Origin of the sequence: Bradyrhizobium sp. USDA 4541 (genome assembly GCF_024171085.1) — a bacterium.
Taxonomy (GTDB): domain Bacteria; phylum Pseudomonadota; class Alphaproteobacteria; order Rhizobiales; family Xanthobacteraceae; genus Bradyrhizobium; species Bradyrhizobium australafricanum.
The window spans coordinates 3,968,594-3,994,286 of sequence record NZ_JALJZF010000001.1 but is presented as its reverse complement, the minus strand read 5'-3'; the positions used below and the strand labels follow the sequence as shown (position 1 = coordinate 3,994,286).

Annotated in this window: 21 protein-coding genes; 5 read left to right on the top strand and 16 right to left on the bottom strand. The window is 65.7% G+C overall.

Annotated elements, in window-relative coordinates; translation table 11 throughout:
- Nucleotides 1–139: 139 nt before the first annotated feature.
- Nucleotides 140–1,372 (bottom strand): cytochrome P450, encoded by a 1,233-nt coding sequence (locus tag J2R80_RS18660; protein ID WP_225643645.1) that lies wholly within the window; start codon nucleotides 1,370–1,372, stop codon nucleotides 140–142.
- Between the two features lie 157 nt (nucleotides 1,373–1,529).
- Here J2R80_RS18660 and J2R80_RS18655 point away from each other — a divergent pair, with 157 nt between their 5' ends.
- Nucleotides 1,530–2,141 (top strand): TetR/AcrR family transcriptional regulator, encoded by a 612-nt coding sequence (locus J2R80_RS18655; protein WP_168857176.1) that lies wholly within the window; start codon nucleotides 1,530–1,532, stop codon nucleotides 2,139–2,141.
- A gap of 4 nt (nucleotides 2,142–2,145) precedes the next feature.
- On the opposite strand, the gene J2R80_RS18650 is transcribed toward J2R80_RS18655, so the two are convergent.
- The 11 genes from J2R80_RS18650 to J2R80_RS18600 all read right to left on the bottom strand — a co-directional run bounded on the left by J2R80_RS18650 (nucleotide 2,146) and on the right by J2R80_RS18600 (nucleotide 17,008).
- Entirely contained in the window at nucleotides 2,146–3,438 is a 1,293-nt protein-coding gene (locus J2R80_RS18650; RefSeq protein ID WP_253639096.1) for an MFS transporter, read from the bottom strand.
- A 170-nt stretch (nucleotides 3,439–3,608) separates the two neighbouring features.
- Nucleotides 3,609–4,247 carry a hypothetical protein gene (locus J2R80_RS18645; protein ID WP_076824193.1) on the bottom strand — a complete coding sequence of 213 codons (639 nt, stop codon included), beginning with the start codon at nucleotides 4,245–4,247 and terminating at the stop codon, nucleotides 3,609–3,611.
- Nucleotides 4,207–4,848 carry a hypothetical protein gene (locus tag J2R80_RS18640; protein WP_253639095.1) on the bottom strand — a complete coding sequence of 214 codons (642 nt, stop codon included), beginning with the start codon at nucleotides 4,846–4,848 and terminating at the stop codon, nucleotides 4,207–4,209. The genes J2R80_RS18645 and J2R80_RS18640 overlap by 41 nt, the downstream gene beginning before the upstream one ends.
- 41 nt (nucleotides 4,849–4,889) lie before the next feature.
- On the bottom strand, nucleotides 4,890–8,129 hold the full coding sequence (locus J2R80_RS18635) for an adenylate/guanylate cyclase domain-containing protein (RefSeq protein ID WP_253639094.1): 3,240 nt from the start codon (nucleotides 8,127–8,129) through the stop codon (nucleotides 4,890–4,892).
- Between the two features lie 224 nt (nucleotides 8,130–8,353).
- Entirely contained in the window at nucleotides 8,354–9,100 is a 747-nt protein-coding gene (locus J2R80_RS18630; protein WP_253639093.1) for an ABC transporter ATP-binding protein, read from the bottom strand.
- Complete coding sequence (locus J2R80_RS18625) at nucleotides 9,081–10,880, bottom strand: ATP-binding cassette domain-containing protein (RefSeq protein ID WP_253639092.1); 1,800 nt, start codon at nucleotides 10,878–10,880, stop codon at nucleotides 9,081–9,083. The genes J2R80_RS18630 and J2R80_RS18625 overlap by 20 nt, the downstream gene beginning before the upstream one ends.
- A complete protein-coding gene (locus J2R80_RS18620) occupies nucleotides 10,880–11,737 on the bottom strand; it encodes a branched-chain amino acid ABC transporter permease (protein ID WP_038383339.1) in 858 nt (285 codons plus the stop codon). The genes J2R80_RS18625 and J2R80_RS18620 overlap by 1 nt, the downstream gene beginning before the upstream one ends.
- Nucleotides 11,738–11,756: 19 nt before the next feature.
- On the bottom strand, nucleotides 11,757–12,953 hold the full coding sequence (locus J2R80_RS18615) for an ABC transporter substrate-binding protein (RefSeq protein ID WP_225164325.1): 1,197 nt from the start codon (nucleotides 12,951–12,953) through the stop codon (nucleotides 11,757–11,759).
- Nucleotides 12,954–13,114: 161 nt separating this feature from the next.
- The gene (locus tag J2R80_RS18610; RefSeq protein WP_253639091.1) at nucleotides 13,115–14,098 is read right to left on the bottom strand and encodes an NAD(P)-dependent oxidoreductase; all 984 of its coding nucleotides are present in this window, start codon (nucleotides 14,096–14,098) and stop codon (nucleotides 13,115–13,117) included.
- 12 nt (nucleotides 14,099–14,110) lie between these two features.
- Nucleotides 14,111–15,967, bottom strand: a complete 1,857-nt coding sequence (locus tag J2R80_RS18605; protein WP_253639090.1) for a TRAP transporter large permease subunit — start codon at nucleotides 15,965–15,967, stop codon at nucleotides 14,111–14,113.
- A 9-nt stretch (nucleotides 15,968–15,976) separates the two neighbouring features.
- Complete coding sequence (locus tag J2R80_RS18600; protein WP_057015024.1) at nucleotides 15,977–17,008, bottom strand: TRAP transporter substrate-binding protein; 1,032 nt, start codon at nucleotides 17,006–17,008, stop codon at nucleotides 15,977–15,979.
- A 159-nt stretch (nucleotides 17,009–17,167) separates the two neighbouring features.
- Between J2R80_RS18600 and J2R80_RS18595 the strand changes: the two genes are divergently transcribed.
- The 3 genes from J2R80_RS18595 (at nucleotide 17,168) to J2R80_RS18585 (ending at nucleotide 20,865) form a co-directional block, all read left to right on the top strand.
- Complete coding sequence (locus J2R80_RS18595; protein WP_253639089.1) at nucleotides 17,168–17,908, top strand: FadR/GntR family transcriptional regulator; 741 nt, start codon at nucleotides 17,168–17,170, stop codon at nucleotides 17,906–17,908.
- Nucleotides 17,909–18,353: 445 nt separating this feature from the next.
- Nucleotides 18,354–19,085 carry a cytochrome c biogenesis CcdA family protein gene (locus J2R80_RS18590; protein WP_016846251.1) on the top strand — a complete coding sequence of 244 codons (732 nt, stop codon included), beginning with the start codon at nucleotides 18,354–18,356 and terminating at the stop codon, nucleotides 19,083–19,085.
- Nucleotides 19,086–19,176: 91 nt separating this feature from the next.
- Complete coding sequence (locus tag J2R80_RS18585) at nucleotides 19,177–20,865, top strand: SulP family inorganic anion transporter (RefSeq protein WP_253639088.1); 1,689 nt, start codon at nucleotides 19,177–19,179, stop codon at nucleotides 20,863–20,865.
- A 298-nt stretch (nucleotides 20,866–21,163) separates the two neighbouring features.
- Here J2R80_RS18585 and J2R80_RS18580 read toward each other — a convergent pair whose 3' ends face one another.
- The 3 genes from J2R80_RS18580 to J2R80_RS18570 form a co-directional block, all read right to left on the bottom strand.
- Nucleotides 21,164–21,556, bottom strand: coding sequence for a hypothetical protein (locus J2R80_RS18580; protein WP_057015020.1), 393 nt, complete (start codon nucleotides 21,554–21,556; stop codon nucleotides 21,164–21,166).
- Between the two features lie 236 nt (nucleotides 21,557–21,792).
- On the bottom strand, nucleotides 21,793–23,172 hold the full coding sequence (locus J2R80_RS18575; RefSeq protein ID WP_253639087.1) for a Spy/CpxP family protein refolding chaperone: 1,380 nt from the start codon (nucleotides 23,170–23,172) through the stop codon (nucleotides 21,793–21,795).
- Between the two features lie 124 nt (nucleotides 23,173–23,296).
- The gene (locus J2R80_RS18570; RefSeq protein WP_253639086.1) at nucleotides 23,297–24,721 is read right to left on the bottom strand and encodes an FAD-binding oxidoreductase; all 1,425 of its coding nucleotides are present in this window, start codon (nucleotides 24,719–24,721) and stop codon (nucleotides 23,297–23,299) included.
- A 160-nt stretch (nucleotides 24,722–24,881) separates the two neighbouring features.
- Here J2R80_RS18570 and J2R80_RS18565 point away from each other — a divergent pair, with 160 nt between their 5' ends.
- Complete coding sequence (locus tag J2R80_RS18565) at nucleotides 24,882–25,370, top strand: thioesterase family protein (protein ID WP_028332516.1); 489 nt, start codon at nucleotides 24,882–24,884, stop codon at nucleotides 25,368–25,370.
- 42 nt (nucleotides 25,371–25,412) lie between these two features.
- Here J2R80_RS18565 and J2R80_RS18560 read toward each other — a convergent pair whose 3' ends face one another.
- On the bottom strand, nucleotides 25,413–25,586 hold the full coding sequence (locus tag J2R80_RS18560) for a DUF1328 domain-containing protein (RefSeq protein ID WP_016846258.1): 174 nt from the start codon (nucleotides 25,584–25,586) through the stop codon (nucleotides 25,413–25,415).
- Nucleotides 25,587–25,693: the final 107 nt, after the last annotated feature.

Sequence of the window (25,693 nt, the reverse complement as noted above, 5' to 3'; positions counted from 1 at the left end):
TGGCCGGAGCAACCCAAATATAGAGACAAGTACGGCGAAGTCACAGCCGGTTTACTGCTGGGACTCTGGACAGATGGTTGATTTCCCGTTCAAGCGTGCGTGTGCCGGCCCCGCCGCGGATCGCTGACCTGCGGGAACGTCACCAGCTCGCCGGCAGCCGCTTCAGCCCGCGCAGCACGAAGGTCGGCCGCCACTCCGGATTTTCCGCGTCATCGAGCCGCAGGTCGGGAATCCGGCGCAGCAGTGTCGAGATCGCGATCTCGGCCTCGATCCGCGCCAGCTGGGCGCCGAGGCAGAAATGGATGCCGCCGCCGAACGACAGCGGCTTGACGTTCGGCCGCCGGATGTCGAGCCTTTCGGGGTGATCGGGGTAGACAGCCTCGTCGTGATTGGCCGAGCCCAGGAGGCACAGCACGCTCTCGCCCTTCGGGATGCGCTTGCCACCGAGGTCGTCGATGTCCTCCAGCGCGACACGGCCGGTCAGCTGCACCGAGGAATCGTAACGCAGGAACTCCTCGATCGCATTGGTGATCAGGCCGGGATTGGCCTTCAGCAGCGCGAGTTGGTCCGGGTTGCGGAACAGCGCCAGCAGGCCGTTGCCGATCAGGTTCACGGTCGTCTCGTGGCCGGCGCCGAACAGCAGGATGATGTTGCCGGTCAGTTCCTCGTTGGTGAGCTTCTGGCCGTCCTCTTCGGCCTGCACCAGCTGGGTGGTGAGGTCGTCGCCGGGTTGCTTGCGGCGCAGCTCGAACAGCTGATGGAAATACATCGCCGCCATCGCATTGGCGGCGTTGCCCTGCTTGATTTCCTCGGGGGTCAGCGGCACCGGCTCGAGGATGCGGCCGCCATCGCGCGAACCGTTGTAGAAGGCCTCGCGGTGTTCCTCGGGGATGCCGAGCATGTCGCAGATGATGGTGACCGGCAGGCGGAACGCGAAATCCTCGATCAGGTCCATCTTGCCTTGCGGAATGATGCGATCCAGCGTCTCGTCGACGACGTGCTGGATGCGCGGCCGCATGTCCTCGACGCGCCGCGCGGTGAAGGCCTTGACGACAAGGCCGCGCAGGCGGGTGTGGTCGGGCGGATCTTGCTGCAGCATCCAGTGGCTCATGCTGCGGAAGACCGGCTCGTCCATGATCTTCGGACCGTAGCGGCGGATCGAGCGCTCGGCAAAATCCTTGCCGAACCGCTTGTCGCGCAGCACGAGGCTCGCCTCGGCGTGCCGGCTGGCGACGAAAGCGCCGTGCACATTGACATGCATCGGATCGAGGCGGCGCAGCCGCTCGTAATACGGATAGGGATTGCGAATGAATTCAGGCGCCAGTGGATTGAAAAGCGGCTCGCCGCTCGCCGGCTGAACTTGCTCGTTCATGGTGACCTCGTTCGCACGCTACGCCTGGGCCTTAAAGCCTGGCGTGCCCTGGTGTCATCCTCAAGACCGCATCATCACGGATGCGGCTGTTCTGGTTCTGTCGAATGCAACTCGATACACTCTTGTATCGAGTTGCATTCTGCCCTAAAATGCGCCGATGTCAAGGGTTCGAACCAGACCGACACGGGACGACACCTGCGAGAAGCTGTTCGAGGCGGCGGCGCGGGTGTTCGAGGAACAGGGCATCGGCGGCGCCAGCATCGAGGCGATCGCGGCCGCGGCGGGCTTCTCCCGCGGCGCCTTCTATTCGAACTTCAAGAGCAAGGACGAGCTGATCTTCGCGATGCTCGAGGATCACGTCGAGCAATCGATCCGGCGCAATCTCGACTTGCTCGCCCGGCACAGCAACCTGGCCGACTTCCTTGAGGCGCTGCGCACCATGGATCGCAGCCGGCAGGATCCGCTCGGCCGCTCCCCTCTCCTGCACATGGAGATGATCCTGTTCGTGGCGCGCGCCGAGAAGCGCCGGCCCGAGCTCGCCAAGCGTCTGCGCGCGCGGCGCAAGCTGATCGCCGACATTGTCACGACTGCGCAGAAGAACAGCGGCCGGAACGGCAGACTCGATCCGGATTGGACCGGAGCGATCGTGCTGGCGCTGGAAGATGGTTTCCGCCTGCACCGCCTGATCGATCCGGAAACCACCCCCGCCGACAGCTGCCTGCGCGCGATCACCGACCTGCAGCGCGCGATCGGCGTTTCGGCGGCCTGACGCGTCAGGCCGCGCTTGCGACCTTGTGCATCTGTCCGGCGACGGCGCGGACCTTGCGGGGCGAGGCCTGCCAGATCGCAAATGCCGACAGCAGGCTGACGGCGATCCCGAGCAGGAAGGCGCTGGTATAGCTGCCCGAGAGATCATAGAGCTGGCCGGTGATCCAGGGGCCCGCAGCGCCGCCGGCGAGCGCAGCCAGCATCACGGTGCCGAAGATGCTGCCGTAATGCTTGCCCTGGAAGATCTCCAGCACGACCGGGCCCATCACGGATGTCAGGCCGTAGCCGAGCGCGCCCTGGGTGAAGACCATGAGATAGATCAGCGTCATGTTGGGCCAGTATTTCAAGGCGGCGAGCGCGGCGAAGCAGATCACGAAGCCGAAGCAGGAGATCGCCCACACCCATTCGCGGCCGATGCGATCGGAGAGATGCCCGAGCCAGATCTGGCCGGGAATGCCGAGCAGGCTGACGACCCCAAGCGCCCAGACCCCGACATTAGAGCTGAAGCCGATGTCGAGCAGGAATTTGGTCTGATGCACCTGCACCGCGTACCAGATGTACAGGCCGCAGAAATAACCGATCGCGATCCACCAGAACCGCGCGGTGCGCAGCGCACGCGACAGCGTCCAGTCGGTGCCGGCCCACACGGGGTCGACTATATTCGATGCCGGCCTGGCTGACGTCGCCGTCGGCGCGGCATCGCCGTCGGGCTGCAGGCCGATGTCCTCCGGCCGCTTGTGCAGCAAGAGATTGATCGGCGCCAGCACGACCAGCACCACGATCCCCATTGCGGTGCAGGCGGTGCGCCAGCCGGTGTGCTCGATCATGTGCTGCACCCACGGCAGCAGCGTCACCGAGCCGATGCCGACGCCGGCGAAGGCGAGCCCGATCGCAAGTCCGCGGCGGCGGAGGAACCAGTTCGGCACGAACAACGATTGTCCGGAATAGCCGAGGCAGACGCTGCCAGCGCCGACCAGCACGCCGATCGTGAGATAGAGGTGCCAGGGCTGCGTGGTCAGCGGCGCCAGCAGCAGACCCGAACCCATCAAGAGCACGCCAAGCTCCATCACCGCGCGCGGACCGCCGCGGTCCATCAACCGGCCGATCAGCGGACTTGCGATCGCCGAGGCGACAAAGCCGAACGAGAAGGCGCCCGCCGTGATGCCGCGCTCCCAGCCGAATTCCGAGATGATCGGCGGATAGAACAGCGAGAACGCCGTACGCGCGTTGACGCCGATCGCCATGGTGACGAAGGTCACCGCGACGATGATCCAGCCGTAGAAAAAGGGAAGTCGCATCGGACGCAGCATTCCATCCGCAACGGAACAGGCTGGACCGGCGCCGTAGCGGACTTTGGGCAGCCGGCAGCAGGCGCTGCCACCAGCCAGATTTCAGGACGACCTGGAGACAGAAGGGCCGACGCATCCGTCGACCCTTGCCGCCACAATCAACCGCTATGATCGCGTCGTCAACGCTTGCGCGGACGCTTGGCCGCCTTTTTGGCTGCCTTCTTCTTGCTGACGGCTTTCTTCTTGCCGGCGCCCTTCCCGCCGCCTGATTTGGCGCGCCTGAACGTTGGCCTGCGGAGCGAAAGCTCGGGCCAGGCGATCGGCTGTTCACCGCTGTCCGGGTCGTTGTCGCCTGGCGGATCTTCGGCGCTGTCATCCATCGGCCCTTGCACGACCAGATGGACAAGATAGGCGGTACCGGCCCCATTCAGGTAGTTCGCGAGTGGCTCGTTGTTGCTCGGAAACAGATGCGGATGAGTCACCACGCTGTTTTCCTCGACCGAGAACTTCACCGCCTTGATCGCGGTTCGGGTCATCGCGTCGCCCAGGATCTTCTTAATCGCCTCTTGCGTCTCCTGAGGCAGCACATGATGGAGAAAGAAGAACCATTTCCGCTTGGCATCATCCTTCCCGTAATCCTTGCTCGGATAGGCACCGATGCGGAACGCCACGCGCCGTAACCTGTGGCTCGGATCAAACAGCTTTTCCTTCTTGTTGTGCTTGCGAAGAGTAGCCAGATCCTTGCCGCTGAAGAGCTCATTCAGCCTATCCACGATTTCAGCGTCGGGACCGCTGCCGACGGGAAGTAGCGCACCCATTTGTCGTCTCCCTTTGTGCAATTTGATTCAGTCGTAAAAACCTGGACAGATAGCACCGCGGAATTGGCGCCGCGGCTTCCGGTCGAACCAGTACATGTTTGCGCCTCGGCCAATGATCGGCCCAGCACACGCTTGGACCGCGCTTGCGAGCTCCCAGGCCGCAGGCGGCAAGCGCAGTCAATTGCTCGATGCTCGATACCGCGCGCTCAATCGAGAGCGTGCGCCCGGTCTGCTTGCGTAGCCGGGCTGCGCCCTTGGCGAGAATCCAGCGGTCCGCCGCGCACTCGCAACCGAGCTCGGAATTGGCGGCGAGCCGGCCGCCTTTCGATAGATGATGTCCGACCTCGTGAAGCAGAGCGAAAACCAGGCCATCCGCGTTCATCGCCGCGTGGTAAGCCAGTCCGCCATAGATCCGCACGACGCGGTCGTTGCCACGAATGAAGGCCTGAGCATTGACGGTTGCGCTGCCTTCGTCGAGCTCGAAAAGCAGATCGGAAAACGCACGCCTGAAATCGGCCAGGATGTCGCAAAGGAGCGCGTCCCTGCGCGTGCGGGCGATTCCTTTGCCGACCGGTTCACCCGTCATATTCGCGAACAACATGAGATCATCCGAATGGGATCAGAACAATTTTCGCTCGCAACTCAAATATTATTGGCTTCGTTCGAACTTCGACTAGCTTTGACCGTCTTTCCCGCGCCACCGACAAAGGGCGCGAAGATCATTGCGCCGGTCTCGTGAAGCAGCGCGGTCGCGCGATCCAGTTCCTTCGTGCCCTCCTCGGCCTCATCGCCGCGCCCGGAGCGCAACAGCAGATCGGCGCGAACCGATCGGGCAAGGCATTCCGGAATGCGCGCGTGCCGCTTAACCGCAACCGCAATCGCCTCGTCGACGGCGGACAACGCCGCCGCCGCATCTCCCTTCTGCCGATACGCGTTCGCCAGATCGGCGAGAATCCGTGCTTCGTTTTCGAGGCCGGCCTTGCGGGTTCGCGCGAAGTCGAGCGCGGCCGTCAGGTCCTCGATCGATGATGTGATCCGACCTGCCACCATATGGGACAGGCCGCGGCTGGCCTGAGCGTAGACGCGCAAATACGGATTGCCGCTCTTGACCGCGAGCGAGAAGGCGCGATCGGCGTGGTGCTGGGCCAGTCCGACGTCGCCTTCGGACCAGGCGAGGTCGACATAGGCGAGGCTCGGAATGACATAGTGAATGGCATCGACCTGGCTGCCATCCAGTTGCAGCACGCGATCGAGCAGCGGCCGGGCCTCGGACCCGCGCCCCAGCATCACGAGCGTCTGCCCGCGCATGGCGGTCAACCAGACCTCGACGTCGAATCCAAGCGTCTCCCGGTCCGACTTCACGATCTCCGAGGCGCGCGCGGCCGCCTCCATGTTCATCTGCAGCGCCTCCGACATCCGTCCCGAGAGCCGGAGAGCGTGGCAGAGAATGGCCTTCAGCGTGACCTGGACACTGGTGTCGGTGCCGGTGTCGGCAAGCGCCTTGGCTTCCAGCACCCGCTCGACATATTCGTCGGCCGAGCCGCCATTCGCCAAAATCCGGCCGTAGGCAGCGTGAATCAGCGTGTTGGCGCGCAGATCCCCCATCGCGAGCGCGAGGCCGCGGGCTTCCTCGAAATAGACCTGCGCATCGGCGGCGGAAATTCCCTCGCGCCAGCCGAAATTCACGATCTGGCCACAGGCCATCATCTTCAGATAGTCGGTCATTTGCGATGGGGGCTGGTGCGTCAGCAGTTCACGCACCTTCTTCCAGCTTCGCAAGGCCTGACTGGGATCGTTCGCGCCGACCCAAACCGCCGCACGCATGTGCTGCTGCGCCGCCTTCAAATGTTCGCCGGCATGCTCCCAGTGGTAGGCGAGAAGCGACGCCCGTTCCTCGGCGCGATCCTTGAACAGCTTCTCGATCGCCTGCGCGACGGCCGCGTGAAGCTCGCGGCGCCGTTCGTGCAACAGCGACAGATAAGCGACTTCCTGGATCAGCGGATGACGAAACGCGATCAGCCGCTGCTCGAAGGGAGGTACGTCGTAGAGCAATTCGGCGCGTCGCAAATGTCCCACGGCTTCCAGCAGCTCGGCCTTCGCCAGACCGGCAACGGCATCGAGTACCGACAACGAAATCTCGCGCCCGGCAACCGAAGCGACCTCGAGGGCTCTTTTGGCGTGTTCGTCGAGGCGATCGATGCGCGCCGCGACCACGGCCTGCACGGTCGTCGGAAGCGGAATTGTGTCGATGCCGCCCTTCAGCCGGTACGCGCCCTTCGCGCCCTCGAAGTCGCCGCGCTCGACGAGGGCGCTCATGAGCTCTTCCAGGAAGAACGGATTGCCGTGCGCGCGCTCGACGATGTTCCGGCTCAACAGCGCCAGCGACGGGTCGGTACCAAAATGATCGCGCAAGATCGATTGCGCCTCCGCGGGCCCAAGCGGAGCCATATTGATCTGCCGGTAATGCGACCGCTGCATCAGCGGCGCGCTCAATCCGGCCCTGAAATTGACCAGCAGCATCGTCGTGGTTCCGACCACGGCGTCGGCAAGGGCCTCGACGAACTCCTCGCTCGCCGGATCGATCCAGTGCAGATCGTCGATCAGGACGACCGTCACATTGTCACGAGGTGCGGCGCGTACCAGTTCGCCGACGAAATCGAGCAATTGGGCCTTGCGGGCCTTGGGATCCAGTTTCGGCGCGGGCTGGCGCGGGTCCGCCAGACCGAGGAATTCCAGCAGCACGGGTGCCAGATGATCGGAGACCGGCATTGCCGCCAAGCGGTCGAAGACACGGCGGCGCAAAACGTCCGGCGCTTCCTCCTTGATGCGAAGGCCGAAAATATCCCGAAGCAGCGCCAGCACCGGCTGAAACGGCGTTGCGCGGCCGTGCGCGAGCACACGCGCCTCGAAGACGCGGATGCCCTTGCTGCGACAACTCTCGGCAAATTCGAAGCAAAGGCGACTCTTTCCAATGCCGGCTTCGCCAACGACACCGATCACCCGGCCATCTCCCTTGCGGGTGTTCTCGAGTTCAGCTGTCAGCGCCGCAAACTCGTCGGCGCGGCCGGTCAAGGGACTCAACCGTCGTCCGGTCCGGAACACACCGCTCGACGGCGCATGCTGAAGGCCCCTCAGCCTGAGCACCTCGACGGGAGCCGCGAGCCCCCGAATGGCCTGCTCGCCAAGCGACTCCACCTCCACGAACTGCTTCGCGACAGCGTAGGTTTCCCTCGAGACCAGAATGGTGCCGGGCTCGGCAAGGTGCTCCAGTCGACTGGCGAGGTGCACGTTCGCGCCCGCGGCGTCATAGGTTTGATAGATGCCGTGCTCGATGGCCTGGAAGACGACCTCACCGGTGTGGACGCCGACGCGGATTTGCATATCGACGTCATGCAGCCGCTTGACGTCATCCTGCATCGCCAACGCCGCGAGACAGCCCCGAACGGCGTGATCCTCATGAGGCTGCGGGGCGCCGAACATCGCCATGACGCCGTCGCCCTGGGCCTTGTTGACGACGCCGCCGTAGCGGTGAACCGCCTCGTTCATCAGGTCGAGCACCGGCTGCAAGCGGCGCATGCCCAGCTCGGGATCTCCGAGGCTATCGATGATGCCCGTCGAGTTGCTGATATCAGCGAAAAGGATCGTGAGGCGCTTCCGCTCCCCACCCTTGGCATGCAGGCTCCTCAGCGCATGCTCGTGCGACGGCTGAACCCTGGTCGCGTCAATCGCCGTCGCCAACGCAGCGCCGCACTTTCCGCAAAAGCGGCTGCTTGATCCGTTCAGGTGGCCGCAAGCTTCACACGTAATTCCGAGAGAGGCCCCGCACCCTTCGCAATACTCATTGGTCGCCCTGTTCTGACAACCGCAACGCAAACATTGCATCGTAGGCCTCTTGAAGAGAGCTGCAGACGCAGGCAACCGCAACAAGTCTTAAAAACAACGCGACAAACATCCACAATCGGGCATCGCTGTGAAGCTTAGCAAAGCCGCCTGCACCTGTCGTGCCATTTTATGACGCACGTGCAGATTGCGCCACAACGGCAGTCGACGCCCCATCCGATCACAAGTTGCGTGGCCGTTGGCGTCGAGCACACAGGTTGCATTGGCTAGATCTGCAACGCGTGGCTCTCATGGCCGAAATAGGCGCGCTCGAGCCGATGCGCGAGGTCGCTCTCTCCAGTCGGCGCCTCCAGCGCGATCGCACCCTGCACCAGCGCGTAGACGCGATCGGCACAGGCGAGCGCCTTCTCCAAGAGCTGCTCAACCAGCAGCACGGAGGTACCCTGCTCGCGCAGCCGGCCGATGACGTTGAGGACGCGATCGACCAGCACCGGCGACAGTCCCGCGGACGGCTCGTCGAGCATCAACAACCGCGGCCGGCGAACCAGGCCCTGCGCCACCGTCAGCATCTGCTGCTGCCCGCCCGACAGCGCGCCGCCGCGTTCATGCCGCTTCTCGGCGATTTCGGGAAAGAACGCCAATGCCTCCTCGATGCGCACGGCGCGCTCGGCGCGCGGCAGGTCATAGCCGGCGAGCAGCAAATTGTCGGTCACCGAGATCTGCGTGAACACGCGATGTCCCTCGATCACATGCACGAGCCCGGCACGCGCGGCATCGCGCGGCGTGGCGTTGGTCATGTCGCGGTCGCCGAACCGGACCTGTCCGGCAGTGACGGGCAACAGTCCGGACATCGCGCGCAGCAGCGTGGTCTTGCCGGCACCGTTGGGCCCGAGCAGCGCCACGACCTCGCCGGTGGCAATCCTGATGTCGATACCGTGCAGCACACGGATCTTGCCGTAGCCGGACTGCAGCCCATTGACCGCGAGCAACGGTTCAGCCGCCGAGATAGGCACTGACGACCTCCTTGTGGATGCGGATCTCCGCCGGGGTTCCCGCCGCCAGCGTCCGGCCCAGATTGAGCACGGTGACCTGGTGGCAGATATCGAAGATCAGATCGGCATGGTGTTCGACCAGCAGCACACCGGTACCGCGGCCGCAGACCGCCTTGATCAGGCTGGCGAGCCGCTCGATCTCGTCATTGGAGAGACCCGCGGCGGGCTCATCGAGCAGCAGGAAGTCCGGATCGAGCATCAGCGCCCGCGCGATCTCGATGAAGCGCAATTCGCTGTGCTGCAGGCGATCGGCGCGTATGTCGGCGAGCGCCTCGAGGCCGACGACGCCGAGCAGCGCGTGCGCCTTTGCCGCGAGCAGACGCTCGTCGGCGCCGTTGCGCGGCAGTGCGAGCATCGCCTCGACGAAATTGGCCCGGCCCTCGATCGAGCCGCCGATCATGACGTTCTCCAGCACCGAGGCTTCGCCGATCACGCGCGGCGTCTGGAAGGTGCGTGCGATGCCGCACGCGGCGCGCTTGACCGGCTGGCCCGCGGCCAGGACTTCGCCGCCAAGCGTCATGGTGCCGGCTTTGGCGGCATAATAGCCCGAGATCACGTTGAGCGTCGTGGTCTTGCCGCTGCCGTTCGGTCCGATCAGCCCGTGGATCGCGCCGGGCGCAATATCGAGATCGAGACCATCGATCGCCTTCACATTGCCGAAGCTCAGCGCGATGCCGCGCAGCTGCAGCGTCTTGCCGCCGTCCCTGCGGCGCACGATGTCGGCGAGTGCAGCGGGACGCGGAACGATGGCGCGGTTGCTGGCGAGCGGCCGGCGGTTGCGGAAATCGAGCAGCGCCGCGATGCCACCGGGCATCACCAGCACGATCACGAGCAGCAGCACCGCGTAGAGGAAGGTCGACCACGCCGCGAGTGGCGCCGCGATCTCGGGCAGGATGGTCAGGATGATGGTGCCGAGCATGGGCCCGAGGATCGAGCCGCGGCCGCCGATCAGGATCGCGATGAAGAACAGCACCGAGAGATCGAAAGTGAACGCATCGGGCGTGATGTAGGTCTGCAGGGTCGCGAACAATCCGCCGGCGATCGCCGCCAGCGCGCCGGCGAACAGGAAGATCGCGATCAGCATTTTCGGCTTGGAGATGCCGCTGGCCTCAGCGGCGACCTCGGCGTCGCGCACCGCGATCAGCGCGCGGCCGAACCGGCTGCGCGCGACATTGGCGCTCATCCAGGTGGTCAGCGCGGCGAAGGCGATGCAGAGGGCGTAGAAGCCCCACGGCGTATTGAACGGCGGCGGGAATTCCGGACCTGCAATGCCAATGCCGCCGCCGGTCACGCTCTGCCAGGCCAGCGCGATCTGGGTCACGATGGTTGCAAAGCCAAGCGTCGACATGGCGAAGTAGAAGGTGCGCAGGCGCAGGGCCGGCAGGCCGACGACCACGCCGAAGATCGCGCCGATCAGGCCGGCGATCGGCAAGGCGACGAACACCGGAATCGCCGGCATCACGTTGCCGGCAACCAGCACGCTCGTCGTGTAGGCGCCGAGCGTCAGCAGGGCGACATAGCCGATCGCAAGGTGACCGGCGAAGCCGACCACCAGATTGAGGCCCGACACCAGCACCCAGTAGATCGCCATGCGGGTGCCGATCAGCACCCAGTAATCGTTGCTGACAAACGGCAGCAGCACCGCCGCCACCAGAATGCCGAGGAACGGCAGGACGTGCGGCAGCGCGGCGCGCCACACGCCGCTGTCGGCTCGGGGCGGAGTGGCCACGACCGACGTCATCACACCCTCCGCGCGGTCGATGCGCCGAACAGCCCTTGCGGCGCGGCGAGCAGTACCACGATGAACAGCGTGAACACCGCGACCGAGGAGAAGATGCCGCCGACCAGGAAGTTCGCCGCCTGCTGGAACAGGCCGAGCGCCAGCCCGCCGATGATCGCGCCTCTGTTATTGCCGAGCCCGCCCAGCGCCACCGGCACGAAGCCGTAGAAATTGAGCAGCGCTCCGTTGGCGAAGAAGGCGAGCAGCAACTGCCCGCCGGAAAATCCGGCGATGCCGCCGACCACGCCGGCAAGCGCATAGCTCGCGACCCGCAGATTGCGCTCCGGCAGGCCGAGCGCCCGCGCCGCAAAATTATCCTCGGCGATGGCAAGGAACGCGCGGCCGACCAGGGTGCGGCGGTAGAGATATTCAAGGCCGATGATGGTGACGGCGCAGGCGAGGACCGGCAGCCAGAATTTCTCGTCCCAAACGCCCTCGCCGAATCCCGCGATGCGCGGGAACGGCTGCGGCTCGGTGCCCCATTTGATCGCGGTGATTTGCTGGATCATCAGCGCGACCGCGAGGGTCGAGAGCACGTAGAGATGCTGGTCGAGGCTCTTGAGCACCGGCCGCACCGCGACGAATTCCGTGATGATTCCGATCACCGCGCAGCAGAGCAGCGTCAGCACGAAGCCGACGGCAATAGGCAGGCCGAGCTTCAGCGTGAACATCGAGCCAAACACGCCGCCCAGCATCGCCAGCTGGCCGGCGGTGAAGCTCATCACCCGCGAGGTCGAGAACATCGTGTTGTAGGTGACGCCGACGAGCGCGTAGATCGCGCCCGCCGCGAGACCGGATGCAAGGATCGAGGCCAGCATCGGCTGCGCCCTCGCCCTTCTATGTATACCCCGGCGCCAGCGCGAAGGTGCCGTCCTTGGCGGTAGAGGCTTCCGACATCACGATCTCTTCGGTCAGGTAGCCGTTGTGCTCGGTCGGCGAGAAGCGGTAATTGCCGAAATAGCCGGGATAGGTCGACAGCGTGTTCCAGTACTTGATGATGCCGGCGCTGTCTGTCGAGCCGCTTTCGGCGACCGCCTTGGCGATCAGCTCGATGCAATCGATGCCGCCCGCGACCCACCACAACAGCGTGTCGTTCAGCGCGATGTTGGCCTTGGTCAGGCGCGCGACCAGGTCCGCGCTCTTCGGCGGCAGCTTGCCGGCGCCGTCATAGCTGCAGCTCTTGTAGCCGATCGCGTAGACCTTCTTCCAGTTCTCCGGCTTGGCGACCAGGCTCGCAAGCTCGCCCGACGCCATCGAGGGATGACCGACAAAGGGCACGTCCCAGTTCATCGCGGCGCGGGTGTTGAACATGCGCGCCTCCATGCCGGTCGAGACGCTCCACACCACGATCGCTTCCGCGCCGGCATTCTTGGCGCGCAGCATGTCCGGCGTCATGTCGGGCTGCGTGGCGTCGATATTGGCCTGATAGGCCACCTCGGCGCCGTCCTTCTTGAACGCCGCGACGGAGGCGCCGACCGCGGTGACGCCATAGCCGGTGGTGTCGCCGATCACCGCGACCTTCTTCACCTTGAGGATCTTGAGACAGTAATTGCGCACGGCATCGTCCCATTGGTTGTTCGACGGCGCGATGCGGAACGCATTGGGGAACTTGACCGGGTCGATCAGGGTCTCGACGACGCAGGGATGCAGGTCCGGCATCTTGGCGCGCGCCATGATCGGCGTCGTCGCCAGCGCCTCGCCCGAGTTCAGCGGACCCCAGATCGCGTGCACCTTGGCCTGGCTAATCAGCTCCTGCGTCGCGTTCACCGCCTTGGTCGGATCGCCCTGGGTGTCGCGCATCACGAGCTCGATCTTGCGGCCCTTCACCCCGCCGGCGCCGTTGATGGCGTCGACCGCGAAGTTGACGCCGCGATTGAAGCCGACCGTCGGAGCCGAGCTCGGGCCGGTGATCGCCGCGAGACAGCCGATCTTGATCGGTTCCGACTGTGCGATGGCAGGCGCTGGGAAGGAAAATGATGCGGCGCCCAAAGCACCGGCGCTGCCCAACAAAACGTCACGGCGTGAAATAGCCATGTGATGCCTCCCTGTTTCCCTCTCGGCGCCCGTCGTTTGTTGCGGGACGTCCGTTCATTGGTTGTCCGCGCGCTCAAGGGCCGCGGTTATGCGGGCCAAGTCTGGGCCGGATGCGAAGCTCTTGTCCAGCCCCGCGGACGACATTGGGCTTCGCCAAACTTTCATGGCCGAGGCCGCCGTGTCCAGTAGCCGGCATTGACCGCACCGACGGGTATCTCGCCGGCGACGATCTTCGCGACCTGGCGTACCGTTTCCGACGATTGATGCTCGATCGCCTGCGGCGTCAGGCCGCCGACATGCGGCGTTGCGATCACATTGTGCAGCTTCGCAAGCTCGGGCGTCGGCATCTGGTCCGGCGCGCGGCCGACATCCATCGCGGCACCCGCAATGCGGCCATCGCGCAGCGCGGCCAACAGCGCCGCCTCGTCGACGAGGTTTCCGCGCGAAAGGTTGATGAAGAATGCGTGCTTCGGCATCCGCGCCAGCGCGGCCTGCCCGATCAGGTTCTCGGTCTGCGCGTTGGCGATCGCGAGACAGACAACGTAGTCGGCGCGCGCCAGCAGATCGTCGAGCGGCAGATGCGCGATCGCCGCATCGTCCGGCGTCACGAAGGGATCGGCGACCAGCACATTCATGCCGAGCACTTTTGCGATCCCGGCAAGATAGCGCCCGATGCTGCCATAGCCGATGATGCCGATCGTGCTTCCCGCCAGCTGGCGGCCCATGATGACCTCGGGCGCCCTGCCCGCGTGATAATCCGCGGTCGCCCGCGAGACGCCGCGCGACAGATCGACCATGAAGCCGAGCGCGAGCTCGGCGACCGACTGGACGAAGCCGGCGCTCGCCTGCGTCACCAGCACGCCGGCGGCGGAGGCCGCAGCCACATCGATATTGCGGATATCGACCGCGCAGCGTACGAACGCGCGCAGCTTCGGCAGCTGGGGAAAAATCGCTCCCGGCCCCTGCGTCATGCGGTCGGCGACGATGATGTCGACATCGGCCGCAGCCTTGACCAACGCCGCCGCATCGAGCGCCTCCTCGCCCTCGTGCAGCACGACGTCGGCGACCGCGCGCAGGCCGTTCAGGCTACGCTCGCCATAATAGTCGCGGCGCATCTGCGGGGTATGGGCAAGCAGCACCTTCACGATCCCACCCCCCTAGTAGCCGAGCGCATGCGGCAAGGCCGTGCTGATGGCGGGCACGAAGGCGATCACCAGCAGGCACAGCAACAGCAGGCCGAGATAACCCGCGATCGGCCTGATGGTCTGCTCGATCGGCACGTTGCCGATCAGGCAGGCGCCGTAGAGCCCAAGGCCGAGTGGCGGAGCAAAGAGCCCGAGCCCCATCGCGATCACAAGCACGACGCCGAAATGCAGCGGATCGATGCCGAGCTTGACGGCAACCGGCAGCAGCAGCGGGCCGAAAATGATCAGCGCCGCGGCGCCTTCGAGCACCGAGCCCATCACCACCAGCACCAGGATCGACAGCAGCATGAACAGCCAGACGCCGTGGCTGCCCGAGATCGCCAGCATGAGGTCGCCGACGGCATGCGGCACCTGCTGCAGCGTCAGGATGAAGGCCAGCGATTGCGCCGCGGCGACGATGAACAGCACCAGCCCCGAACGAACAGCCGCATGCACGAAGCAATGCGCCAGACTCCTCGCACCGAGCTCGCGGAACAGCAGGCTGCCGACGGCGATGGCGTAGACCGCGGCGAAGGCGGAAATCTCGGTCGCGGTGGCAAAGCCGCTCTTGAAGCCGAAGAAGATCATGAAGATCAGCCCGAACGAGGCGATCGCACCGGTCCAGAGCCCGGATACCGCGACGCGCGGCTCGGCTTCCACGTTCGCCGCGGGGCGCTTGCCGAAGATGATCGACACCGCGATCAGCGCCAGCGCCATCAGCGCGGCCGGCAACATGCCGGCGACGAACAGTCCGCCGATCGACAGGTTGGCGACGAAGCCGAGGATGATGAGGTTGATGCAGGGCGGAATCGTCTCCGCCATGACAGCGGAGGCGGCGAGCAGCGCCACCGCTCCGCCCGGGTTCTGCCGCGCGCGGCGCGCCGCCGGGATCAGCACCGAGCCGACCGCTGCAACGTCGGCCATCTTGGAGCCCGAGATGCCGGAGAACAGCACCATCGACATCACCATGACGACGTTGAGCCCGCCGCGCATCCGTCCGACCGCGCGCTGCAGCAGCTCGATCAGCCGGACCGACATGCCGTTGGCTTCCATCAGGTAGCCGACCAGGATGAAGAACGGGATCGCCAGCAGCACGAAATTGTCGATGCCGCGCGCCATCTGCTGGGCGAAGATCACGCCGGGCAGCGTGCCCTCGACCCAGATGAAGATCAGCGCCGCCAGCGCCAGCGCAAAGCCGATCGGCAGTCCGCCGAACAGCGTGAGGAAGAAGCCGATCAGCATCAACGTTTGCGATGACGGCAAGGACGATGGTGCGAATGCATCCCAGGCGAGATAGAGACCCACGATGACGGCAGTCGCGACGATGGCCACCGTCATGTCGCGCAACGGCCGGCCACAGAACGTCTCGAACGCGAAGATCGTCATGAACGCCGCGCCGACGCCCATCGGATAGAACGTCCATTCCAGCGGCAGGCCGGAGCCGGAGGTCTGACCGGTGGTCAGCCAGCCCATCTTGACGGCGTTGAACGCGACATAGCCGGCAATGATGGTGACAAGCAGCGCACCGACCGCGTCGACCACCCGCCGCACGCCCGGCGGCAGCATGTTGACGAAGAAGGCGACGCCGAGATTTTCGGCGCGGGCGAGCGCGCTTGCCGCGCCGAAAAAGCTCGACCCGACCATCAGGCCGCGGGCGACGTCGTCGGACCATTCGACCGGCGCGTTGAACAGGAAGCGGGCCAGCACCGCGACGCAGACCACCACGAGATCGGCGGCAAGCAGGAGCGCGGCGATCGCGTCGCTGACGGCGAGCAGCGGTGCCGTGATCCGATCGGCGCTGCTTCTCGCCTCGACTGCGGCGACTGACATGCGCCGACCTCAGGCCTGGGTGGCGCGGATCAGGTCGACGACGGCCTTGGCCTCGGGCCGCGCCTTGATGAAATTGTCGGTCTGCGGCAGCACGCGCTTGCGGAATGCCTCCTTGTCGCATTCGACGACGGTGACGCCCTTCTCCACCAACGCCGCCAGCGCCTCCTTCTCCACCGCAAGGCCGTGCGCGCGGGTGTCGGTCGCGGCCTTGTTCGCCGCGTCGAGAAAGCCTTCGCGCAGCTTGGAAGCCATGCGGTTGAAGCTGGTGTCGCTGAAATAGACCGCGAGCGGCGAGAAGATGTGCTGGGTCAGCGCATAGTGCTTCGCGGTCTCGTAGAACTTGCTCGCCAGGATGGTCGGCGGATCGTGCTCGAGCCCGTCGAGCACGCCGGCCTGCAGCGCCGTATAGATCTCGCCGAACGCCAGCGGCGTTGCGGCGGCGCCCATCAGCCGCAGGCACTCGGTGATGATCGGATTGGGCAAGGTGCGGATTTTCAGGCCGGCGAGATCCTCCGGCGTCTTCACCGGCTTCTTCGCCAGCACGCTGCGCGCGCCGAAATTATAGGCCCAGCCGATGATATGAATGCTGGCGCCCTTGAGCAGCGCAGCCTCGATCGGCTTCGCCGCGCCGGCGTCGAACGCCTTGGTCTGCTGCTGGAAGCTGGTGAAGAGGTAACCGAGGTCGAAGGTGCCGACCAGCGGCACGAGATTCGCCGAGATCGACGAGCCCGACACCATCAGGTCGATCACCCCTAGCTTCACCGAGTTGATGACGTCGATCTCCTGACCGAGCTGGTTGTCGGGGAAGAAGGTGACCTCGATCTGCTCACCGAGCCCGTTCGCCTTCAGACTCTTGACCAGATTGTCGTAGTAGACGCGGCCATTGGCGTATTTGGGATCGTTCGGAAGCGACGACGAGCATCGCATTTTCATCACCGCAGCCTCGGCGCGGCCGATGATGGCGGGCGCGGCGGCAAGCCACGCGGTCGCTGCGACCGACGACTGCAGCACAATGCGGCGGCTCACGCGGTTCGACGTCATGATGGTGCTCCTCCCGGGGACGGATCTTTATTGTGTTGGCCACCCGCCTGACGGCGTGAGCTTGGCAGCCGATTTGTCATAATGTATGACAAAACGGATACGGTTGTGCAAGGGCGCGGCTCGGCGGCGGCGCAGGCTGCAACCGCAGCGAGGCCCTCGATGTTCCAGACATCCAACGCGTTGCGTCGGAGCGTGCACAGCCAGGTCACCGACCGCGTCGGCAGCAGCATCGTGCGCGGCGAGATCGGCGTCGGCGAAACGCTGCCGCCGGAAATCCGGATCTGCGAGATGATGGACGTCAGCCGCACCGTGGTGCGCGAGGCGATCCGCACCTTGACCGGCAAGGGCCTGATCGAGTCGCGGCCCAAGAGCGGCACGCGGGTTCGGCCGCCCGAGCAGTGGAATCAGCTCGATCCCGACGTGCTGCGCTGGCACCTCGAGACCGCGGAGATCGACCGTTACCTCGCCAAGCTGTTCCAGCTGCGCGCCGCGGTCGAGCCGGCCGCGGCAGCGCTCGCGGCGACCCATGCCGAGGAGGTCGACGTCGCCCGCATCCGCGCCGGATGCGACGGCATGGACGCGGCGAAGACCAACGAGGAGTTCGTCGCCGCCGACATCGCGTTCCACCAGGCGATCTATTTCGCCACCCGCAACGAATTCTTCTGGCCGATCGCGCAGATGTTCGAGATCACGCTGCGCCAGAGTTTTACGATCGCAGCGCCGGGCTCGCACCGTCCGCGGGCGCTGCGCGAGCACCGCGCGGTGCTGGACGCAATCGCCGCCGGAGATGCGGAGACGGCGCGCACAGCCACGGTCGTGCTGCTGACGAATTCCGCCGACGACCTGGTGCGAATCCGTGGCCGGGAGTTCGACACGCCACGTCCAGCCAAGCGCCGATGATGTTGGTGACTGCGGTCGTGATGCGCTCACTGCTTCCACATGGTCGTCCTGGCGAAAGCAGGGACCCATACGCCGCGGTCGATGTTGTCGGTGGGACTCGTCGTTCCAGCGTCGCGCAACCATGTGCAGCGGTGGTTTTGGGTCCCGACCCCCGTGTGCAATTGCGCATTAGGCCGGGACGACAGCGAATGTGTGGTGCCGCTTGCAGGTCAAAAATCCGCATCAGTGATTGGCGCGGGAGCGAGGCACCGCCGGAAGGGTTCCCTCCCCCTTGCGAGAGCGGGAGCCGCGCGGCGTGCTCGCCTCACCGTCATTCCGCGCCTGCCACGAGAGTCGACCCGCACACGGGCCTGTGACCATAGTTGAAGGCTGCGACGACGAAACTTCTGGATTGTTGGCCGCATAGACGCCAAGACAGGAGCGCTATTCTGCGAAGGTTTCATTGATGCACGACGTCTCGATCCCGGCGGCCCTGATCGCCGGTCTGGTCAGCTTCCTCTCGCCCTGCGTGCTGCCGCTGGTGCCGCCCTATCTGATCTATTTGACCGGCGCGACCATCGAGCAGGTCAACCAGGACGGCGCCACCGCGGCTTCCAAGCGCGCGGTGATGACGGCGGCGCTGATGTTCGTGCTCGGCTTCTCCACCGTGTTCGTCGCGCTCGGCGCCAGCGCCTCCTTTGTCGGCGGGCTGGTGCGCGCCTGGTCCGCCGAGCTCTCGATCCTGGCGGGCATCGTCATCATCATCATGGGCCTGCACTTCCTCGGCGTGACCCGGATCGGCCTGCTGATGCGCGAGGGGCGGCTGACCGCGCCGAAGCCGGTCGGGCTGTGGGGCGCCTACGTCATGGGCCTGGCCTTCGCCTTCGGCTGGACGCCATGCATCGGGCCGATCCTCGCCGCGATCCTCTCGATCGCGGCCGCCGAGGCCACGGTGACGAAGGGCGCCGGCCTGCTCGCGGTCTATTCCGCCGGGCTCGGCATCCCGTTCCTGCTTGCGGCCTTCATGGTCAAGCAGTTCTCCTCGCTGTTCGCGCGGATGAAGCGCCATCTCGACACCGTCGAGCGGGTGATGGGCGTGCTGATGGTGGTCACCGGCATCGGCTTCCTGACCGGCGCAGTCTCGAGCGTCAGCGTCTGGCTGCTGGAAACCTTCCCGGCGCTGCAAAATATCGGCTAGGCCTTCACGCCGACGCAGGCTGCCGTCGGCTGGCTTTTGGCCGCGCGATGTCGGACTATCGGGGAATCGCCGCAATCCTCACGGGGCACCGATGGGCCAGGATCGTCAGACACGCGCCAGCTGGCCGGTCTTCCGTTCGCTCAGGTCGTTCCGGCCAAGCGACCTGCCGGGTGACCTGATCGCCGGGCTGACGCTCGCCGCGATTGCGATCCCGGAGCAGATGGCGACCGCGCGGCTCGGCGGCTTCTCGCCGCAGATCGGCTTCTTCGCCTTCATGGCCGGCTCGCTCGGCTTTGCGATGTTCGGTGCCAACCGCTTCCTGTCCTGCGGCGCCGACTCCACGATCACGCCGATCTTCGCCGGCGGCCTTGCGCTGATGGCGACCGCCGGCTCGCCGGACTATCAGGCGCTCGCGATGGCGCTGGCGCTGATGGTCGGCGCGATCATGATCGCCGGCAGCCTGTTCAAGCTCGGCTGGATCGCCAATTTACTGTCGACCCCGGTGACGGTCGGCTTCCTCGCCGGCATCTCGGTCCACATCCTGGTCTCGCAATTACCCGGCGTGCTCGGCGTGACCACGCCGGACGGGCCGACGCTCTACAAGCTCGGGGTGCTCACCGAGGAGATCGGTCAAACCAATTTCTACACGCTGGCGATCGGCCTCGGCGTACTGGCGCTGGTCGCCGGATCGGAGAAGATCAGCGCACGCATTCCGGGCGCGCTGATCGGCCTTGTCGTGGCCACCGTCGCCGTGATCGCTGGCCATCTCGAAAGCAAGGGCGTCAAGGTGGTCGGCACCGTGCCCGGGACGCTGCCGACGCCATCGTTTCCGGACATCGCGCCGGAGCGATGGATCAAACTGTTGTCACTGGCGATCCTGATCGCGGTTGTCGTCATGGTGCAGACCGCGGCGACGACGCGCTCGTTCCTGTCCGATCCGGACAAGCCGGCCGACGTCGATCGCGACTTCCTCGGCGCCGGTGCCGGCAGCCTGCTGTCCGGGCTGTTCGGCGCCTTTCCGGTCAACGCCAGCCCGCCGCGGACCGGCATCGTGTCGGAGACCGGCGGACGCACGCAGCTCTCGGGGCTGTTTGCCGCGGCCATCGTGCTCGCGCTGCTCGCCTTCGGCGCAACGCTGCTGCGGCACGTGCCCGACGCGGCACTCGGCGGCGTGCTGCTGTTCGTGGCGCTGCGCATCATCCGCGTGAAGCAGATCGTCGCGATCTTCCGCCAGTCGTTCTATGAATTCCTGCTGGTGGTGGCGACGGCGGCCGCGATCATCGTGCTGCCGATCGAGCAAGGCGTCGCCGTCGGCATCGCTTTGTCGCTGCTGCATGGCATCTGGACCACGACGCGCGGCCAGCTGGTGGAATTCGTCCACGTGCCCGGCACCACGATCTGGTGGCCGACGGGCCCGCACGTCACAGGCGAGCGCACGCCCGGCATTGCCGTCGTCGGCCTGCAGGCGCCGCTGTCGTTCCTCAACGCGGAAAGCTTCCACAGCGGCGTGCTCCAGGCCATCGGCGGGGCGACGCCCAAGCCGCGGCTGCTGGTGATCGAGGCCAGCGGCATGATCGAGATCGATTTCACGGCGGCGCAAGCGCTGCGCGACCTATTTCGCGAATGCCGCGATGAGGGCGTGACGGTGGCGGTGGCGCGGCTCGAATCCGAGCGCGCGCAGGACGCCTTCGGGCGCTTCGGTCTCTACGAGGTGTTGCCGCGGGACCACGTCTTCCGCAGCGTCGACGAAGCGGTCCGCACGCTCGGCGGACAGGCGTAGAGGTTGGTGAGATCAGTCCGTAACCCGCATGAGCGAAGCGATACCCGGGAAACCGTTCCCGCATATCGCTTAGCTCATGCGGGCTACGCACGATCCTCCGTCATTGCGAGCAAAGCGAAGCAGTCCATCGTGTGGCATATGCGGAAGCATGGATTGCTTCGTCGCTATCGCTCCTCGCAATGACGGAGCTACAAATTGCTGAGTAGCCCGGATGAAGCGAAGCGCAATCCGGGATTTCTCGCGCGTTGATGAACCGTCCCGGATTTCGCTTACGCTCCATCCGGGCTACCGGACGACTTCAGGCCTGCTCACCCTCGAGCGTCGGATGCTCCCTCAGGACCTCCGCCTTGATCGAGCCCGCGTGGATGGCGCGCAGCAACGCCCGCCCCGTCTTGATGTTGTTGGCCCTCATGCAGAGACCGACGATCTCGCGCACCGCGGAATCTCGCACCAGCTCGTCGGAGATCCTCATCGCGGTCTCCATCGCGACCTTGGCGGCACGCTCGTAGCGATCACGCTCGATCTGCTGCTTCTTCGCTGAGCGCTTGTCGGGCGAGCCGACCGCCTCGGCACAGCCGGCGGCATCGCGGCAGATCGCACGGATCCGCTGCGCAGCTTCGATGTCGCCGAGCGGGTGCGCGACGGGATCGTCCCAGATATCCTTGTGCTCGTCCTTGCTGAACCACCACATCGCCGCACCTTGAAAGCACGGCAAACATAGCTGGCCTTGGCGCAACCTGTGAACCGCAGAGTCGACTCGGTGCCGAGCAAGAGGTGCACACTATGGCCCGGCGGCCACACCCGCGGCCGATCCGCGCGCGAATTGATGTCGAACTCATGGAATAAAGCCCGTTTCGGTTCTGATTGCGTCAGGGCCGAGGCTGCGGGGATTTCGCTCGCCGCGTTTTCACGCGAACCGCCGAGGCTCTAAGCCGATCGTTTCGGCCCGATCGCCTCGAACTGCGCCTTTTGCTCATCGCTGAGCGTGGCGTAGAAATTTTCGAGCGCGGCGCGGACATCCTTGACCGCCTGCAGCATGACGTCGAGCCGCTTGGCGACGAAGGCAAGACGTGCGGGCGGGGTCATCGCCTCATTGGTCTGGCACGCGGCCTTCAGCTTCCGCGCGGCGTCGGCGCTGGCATCCTGCAGCGCCTGGAGCGCACCGCGCTGGGCGTCGCTGAGCTGCAGCCGCGCCTCGATCTCGCCGGTCGGCCATTCCTGCATCGCCGGCTGTGCGGCGCCGCAGCTCTGGGCGACCGTCGCGTTCGGATCGCGCGCCGCGGCTTCCTTGCGCTGGTTCTCGGCAAGCGCGTTGAGCCGCGCTTTCTGCTCGTCATCGAGCAGGCCGTAGAATTTCTCCAGCGGAGGCTTCACGATTCCGACCGCGGTGACCATTGCTTCGATCCGCTGCTGCATGGCGGCGAGGCGGTTCGGGGCCGTCAACACCACCTGCGCGGGACATGCCGCGCGAATCACCTGGGCCGCCGCGAGCGACGCGTTGCCGAGCTCGCCGAGCGCCACCGATTGCGCTTCGGTCGGCTGCACCGTATCCGCGATCTGATCCACCGGCAGGCCGGCGACCGAACGGCTGTCATTGCCGCACATCTGCTCGATGCGCCCACCGCCGCGGTAACGGCGGCCCGTCCGGCGCTCCGGCAGATAGGCCCTGAGATCGTCATACCCATAGGGCCCGAAGATGCCGGCATAGATGTCCGGATAGCCGTAGCCCCAGAATCCGATGTCGTCGCCCCAGATCGCGTAGTCGTAGATGTCGTTGTACGCGAACGGCCAGAACAGCGGGCCGACCCAGCCATAGCCGCCGCCGGGATGCTGCCACCAGCCGTTGGCCACCGCCCCGCCGTGCCAGCCGGCGAGCGCCGCAGCCGCGGCGATCTGCGCACGCGCCGCAGGGTTGCTCAACAGCCGGCCGTTGCGCAATGCGCCGTTGCGCGACAGCGAGCTGAACGCATTGCGCATATGGCCTGGTGCGATTGCGGCATTGCGCATCCGGCCGAAATTGCCACCCCCGCGCGATGCGAAGGCGCCATGGCCGGCGAAGCCTGACCGCGAGATCCCGTGCGAGCGGCCGAACCCGCCATGATGGCCGCCGCCGAAATGCATGTGGCCGAAGCCATGCCCGCCGCGTCCATGGCCACCACCGTGGCCATGGCCACCACCATGCCCATGGCCGCCACCATGTCCTCCGCCATGGCCGCCACCGTGCCCGCCGCCGCCTCGGGCGATCGCATCGCCCGACAGCGCCATCGCAAGCACCACGACCGCAATTCCGATTGCCCGTCCGATCACGGCGTTCCCTCCGCGCACCGCACATATCGCGGCAACACAAGAGAGACGCCGGGCGGGCAGAAAAGTTCCGCGCGTGACACGCGCCGCGCGCGGGCTCACGAACGCTGCGCGGCGTGACGACGCCTCAAGCGGCCGGGACGATCTTTCCGGGATTGAAGATGTTTTGCGGGTCGAGGGCCTGCTTCAGCGCCCGCATCGCGTCGAGCGCTTCCGGGCCGAGCTCGGCCTGCAAGTATTTCTGCTTGCCCTGGCCGATGCCGTGCTCGCCGGTGCAGGTGCCGTCCATGGCCTGGGCGCGCTCGACCAGGCGGTGCATGAACTCCTCGCCGCGCGCCATCTCGCCCTTGTCGTTGACGTCGCAGAGCAGCGAGCAGTGGAAGTTGCCGTCGCCGACATGGCCGACGATCGGCGACAGCAGGTTGAGCCGCTGCAGATCCTCCTCGGTCTCGGTGACGCAGTCGGCAAGCCGCGAGATCGGCACGCAGACGTCGGTCGCAACCACGCCGATGCTGTCGCCGGGGCGCAGCGCCTTCACCGACCAGTAGGCGTCGTGCCGGGCCTGCCACAGCTTGGTGCGGTCTTCCGGCTTGGTGGTCCAGGTGAAGTCGCCGCCGCCGCATTCGGCGGCGATGTCACGGAAATTCTTCGACTGCTCGGTAACCTCGACCTCGCTGCCGTGGAATTCCAGCAGCAGCAGCGGCGTCTCCGGCAGCGACAGCTTTGAGTAGCTGTTGCAGGCTTTCACCTGCGCGGCATTGAGCAGCTCGATCCGGGCGACCGGAATGCCGGTCTGGATCGCAAGGATCGTGGCCTGGCAGGCGCCACGCACCGTGTCGAACGAACAGGCCGCCGCCGCGATGGTGTCGGGAATGCCGCGCAGGCGGATGGTCAATTCGGAGATGATCCCGAGCGTGCCCTCGGCGCCGACGAACAGATGCGTCAGGTCGTAACCGGCCGACGACTTCTTGGCGCGCGTGCCTGTCGTGATGATCTCGCCGTCGCCGCGCACCACCTTCAGCGCCAGCACGTTCTCGCGCATGGTGCCATAGCGCACCGCGTTGGTGCCAGAGGCACGGGTCGAGGTCATGCCGCCGAGCGAGGCATCGGCGCCGGGATCGATCGGAAAGAACAGACCCTGGTCGCGCAGATGCTCGTTGAGCGCCTTCCGCGTCACGCCGGGCTGGATCACGCAGTCGAGGTCCTCGGCATGGACCTCGAGCACCTTGTTCATGTCGCGCAGATCGATGCAGATGCCGCCCGCGGGCGCGTTGACCTGACCCTCGAGCGAGGTTCCGGTACCGAAGGCGATGACCGGTACGCGATTGGCGGCGCAGATTCGCACCACGTCCTGGATGTCGGCGGTTTCCTGCGCCATCACGACGGCGTCCGGCGGCTGGGTCGGCAGCCATGTGGTGGTATGGGCGTGCTGCTCGCGCACCGCCTGCGACGTGACGAGCCGGTTGCCGAACCGCGCCGCCAGCGCGTCGATCGCGCGCTTCAGGGCCTGCGGATCAGGTCGCGTCACATTGCCCGAAATCGTTGTCGCCACGTCAAATTTCCTCCTACCTTTAGCCGACCGTGGCAAAGCTTGTATAAGGGGTCAAGAGAGCCTGACTTGAAAAAGTGGACGCCGGAGTCACAGAAAAGCTCATGCTCGAACGCCAACGAACCGGGGACGGATCATGACTTCAGCGACTGCCACCAGCGAGATGCCGCTTCCATCGGCCCCGTTCAGATCCTCGGTGATGCAGATCGAGCCGCAATGGATCGACTACAACGGTCATCTCAACATGGCCTACTACAACGTGATGTTCGACCGCGCCATCGACGAGATGTGGCTGCAGCTCGGCATCGGGCCGGACTACATGAAGGCGCGGCACTGCTCGACCTTCACCGCCGAGTGCCACGTCCGCTATCTCCGCGAGATTCATCTCGGCGATCCCGTGCAGGTCCAGGTCTACCTGCTCGGCGCCGACGAGAAGCGGCTGCACACGTTCGAGGAGCTGCGCCATGCCACCGAAGGCTGGCTCTCCGCGACCTCGGAAAATCTCACGCTGCACATCGACATGGAGGCGCGCAAGGTAGCGCCGTTTCCGCCCGATATCCGCGCCCGCGCGCAAGCGATCGTGGACAGCTATGTGGGCGTATCGCGTCCCGAGGGCATCGGCCGCAACGTGGCGATGCCCTCGGCGAAATAACTTGCCGTTTTCAAGCGAAGCGGCCGCCGGTTCGCGGCCTCGCTAGACCCTTGTGCGGCCGCGTACCAATCCGACCACCGCCGACACCAGAAACAGGATGACGGCGATGAAGAAGATCGCCTTGGCGATTTCGACGGAGGCGCCGGCGATGCCGCCAAAGCCCAAAATGCCCGCGATCAGGGCGATGACCAGGAACGTGACGACCCAGCTCAGCATGATCAAAACTCCGCTTCGTTTCCTTGCTGTTTCTCGGGCGCGGACCTTCGTCCGGCGCGCACCCGTTGAAACAATCCGGCCGGGAAACGCGGGTTCCTGAGCGTGAA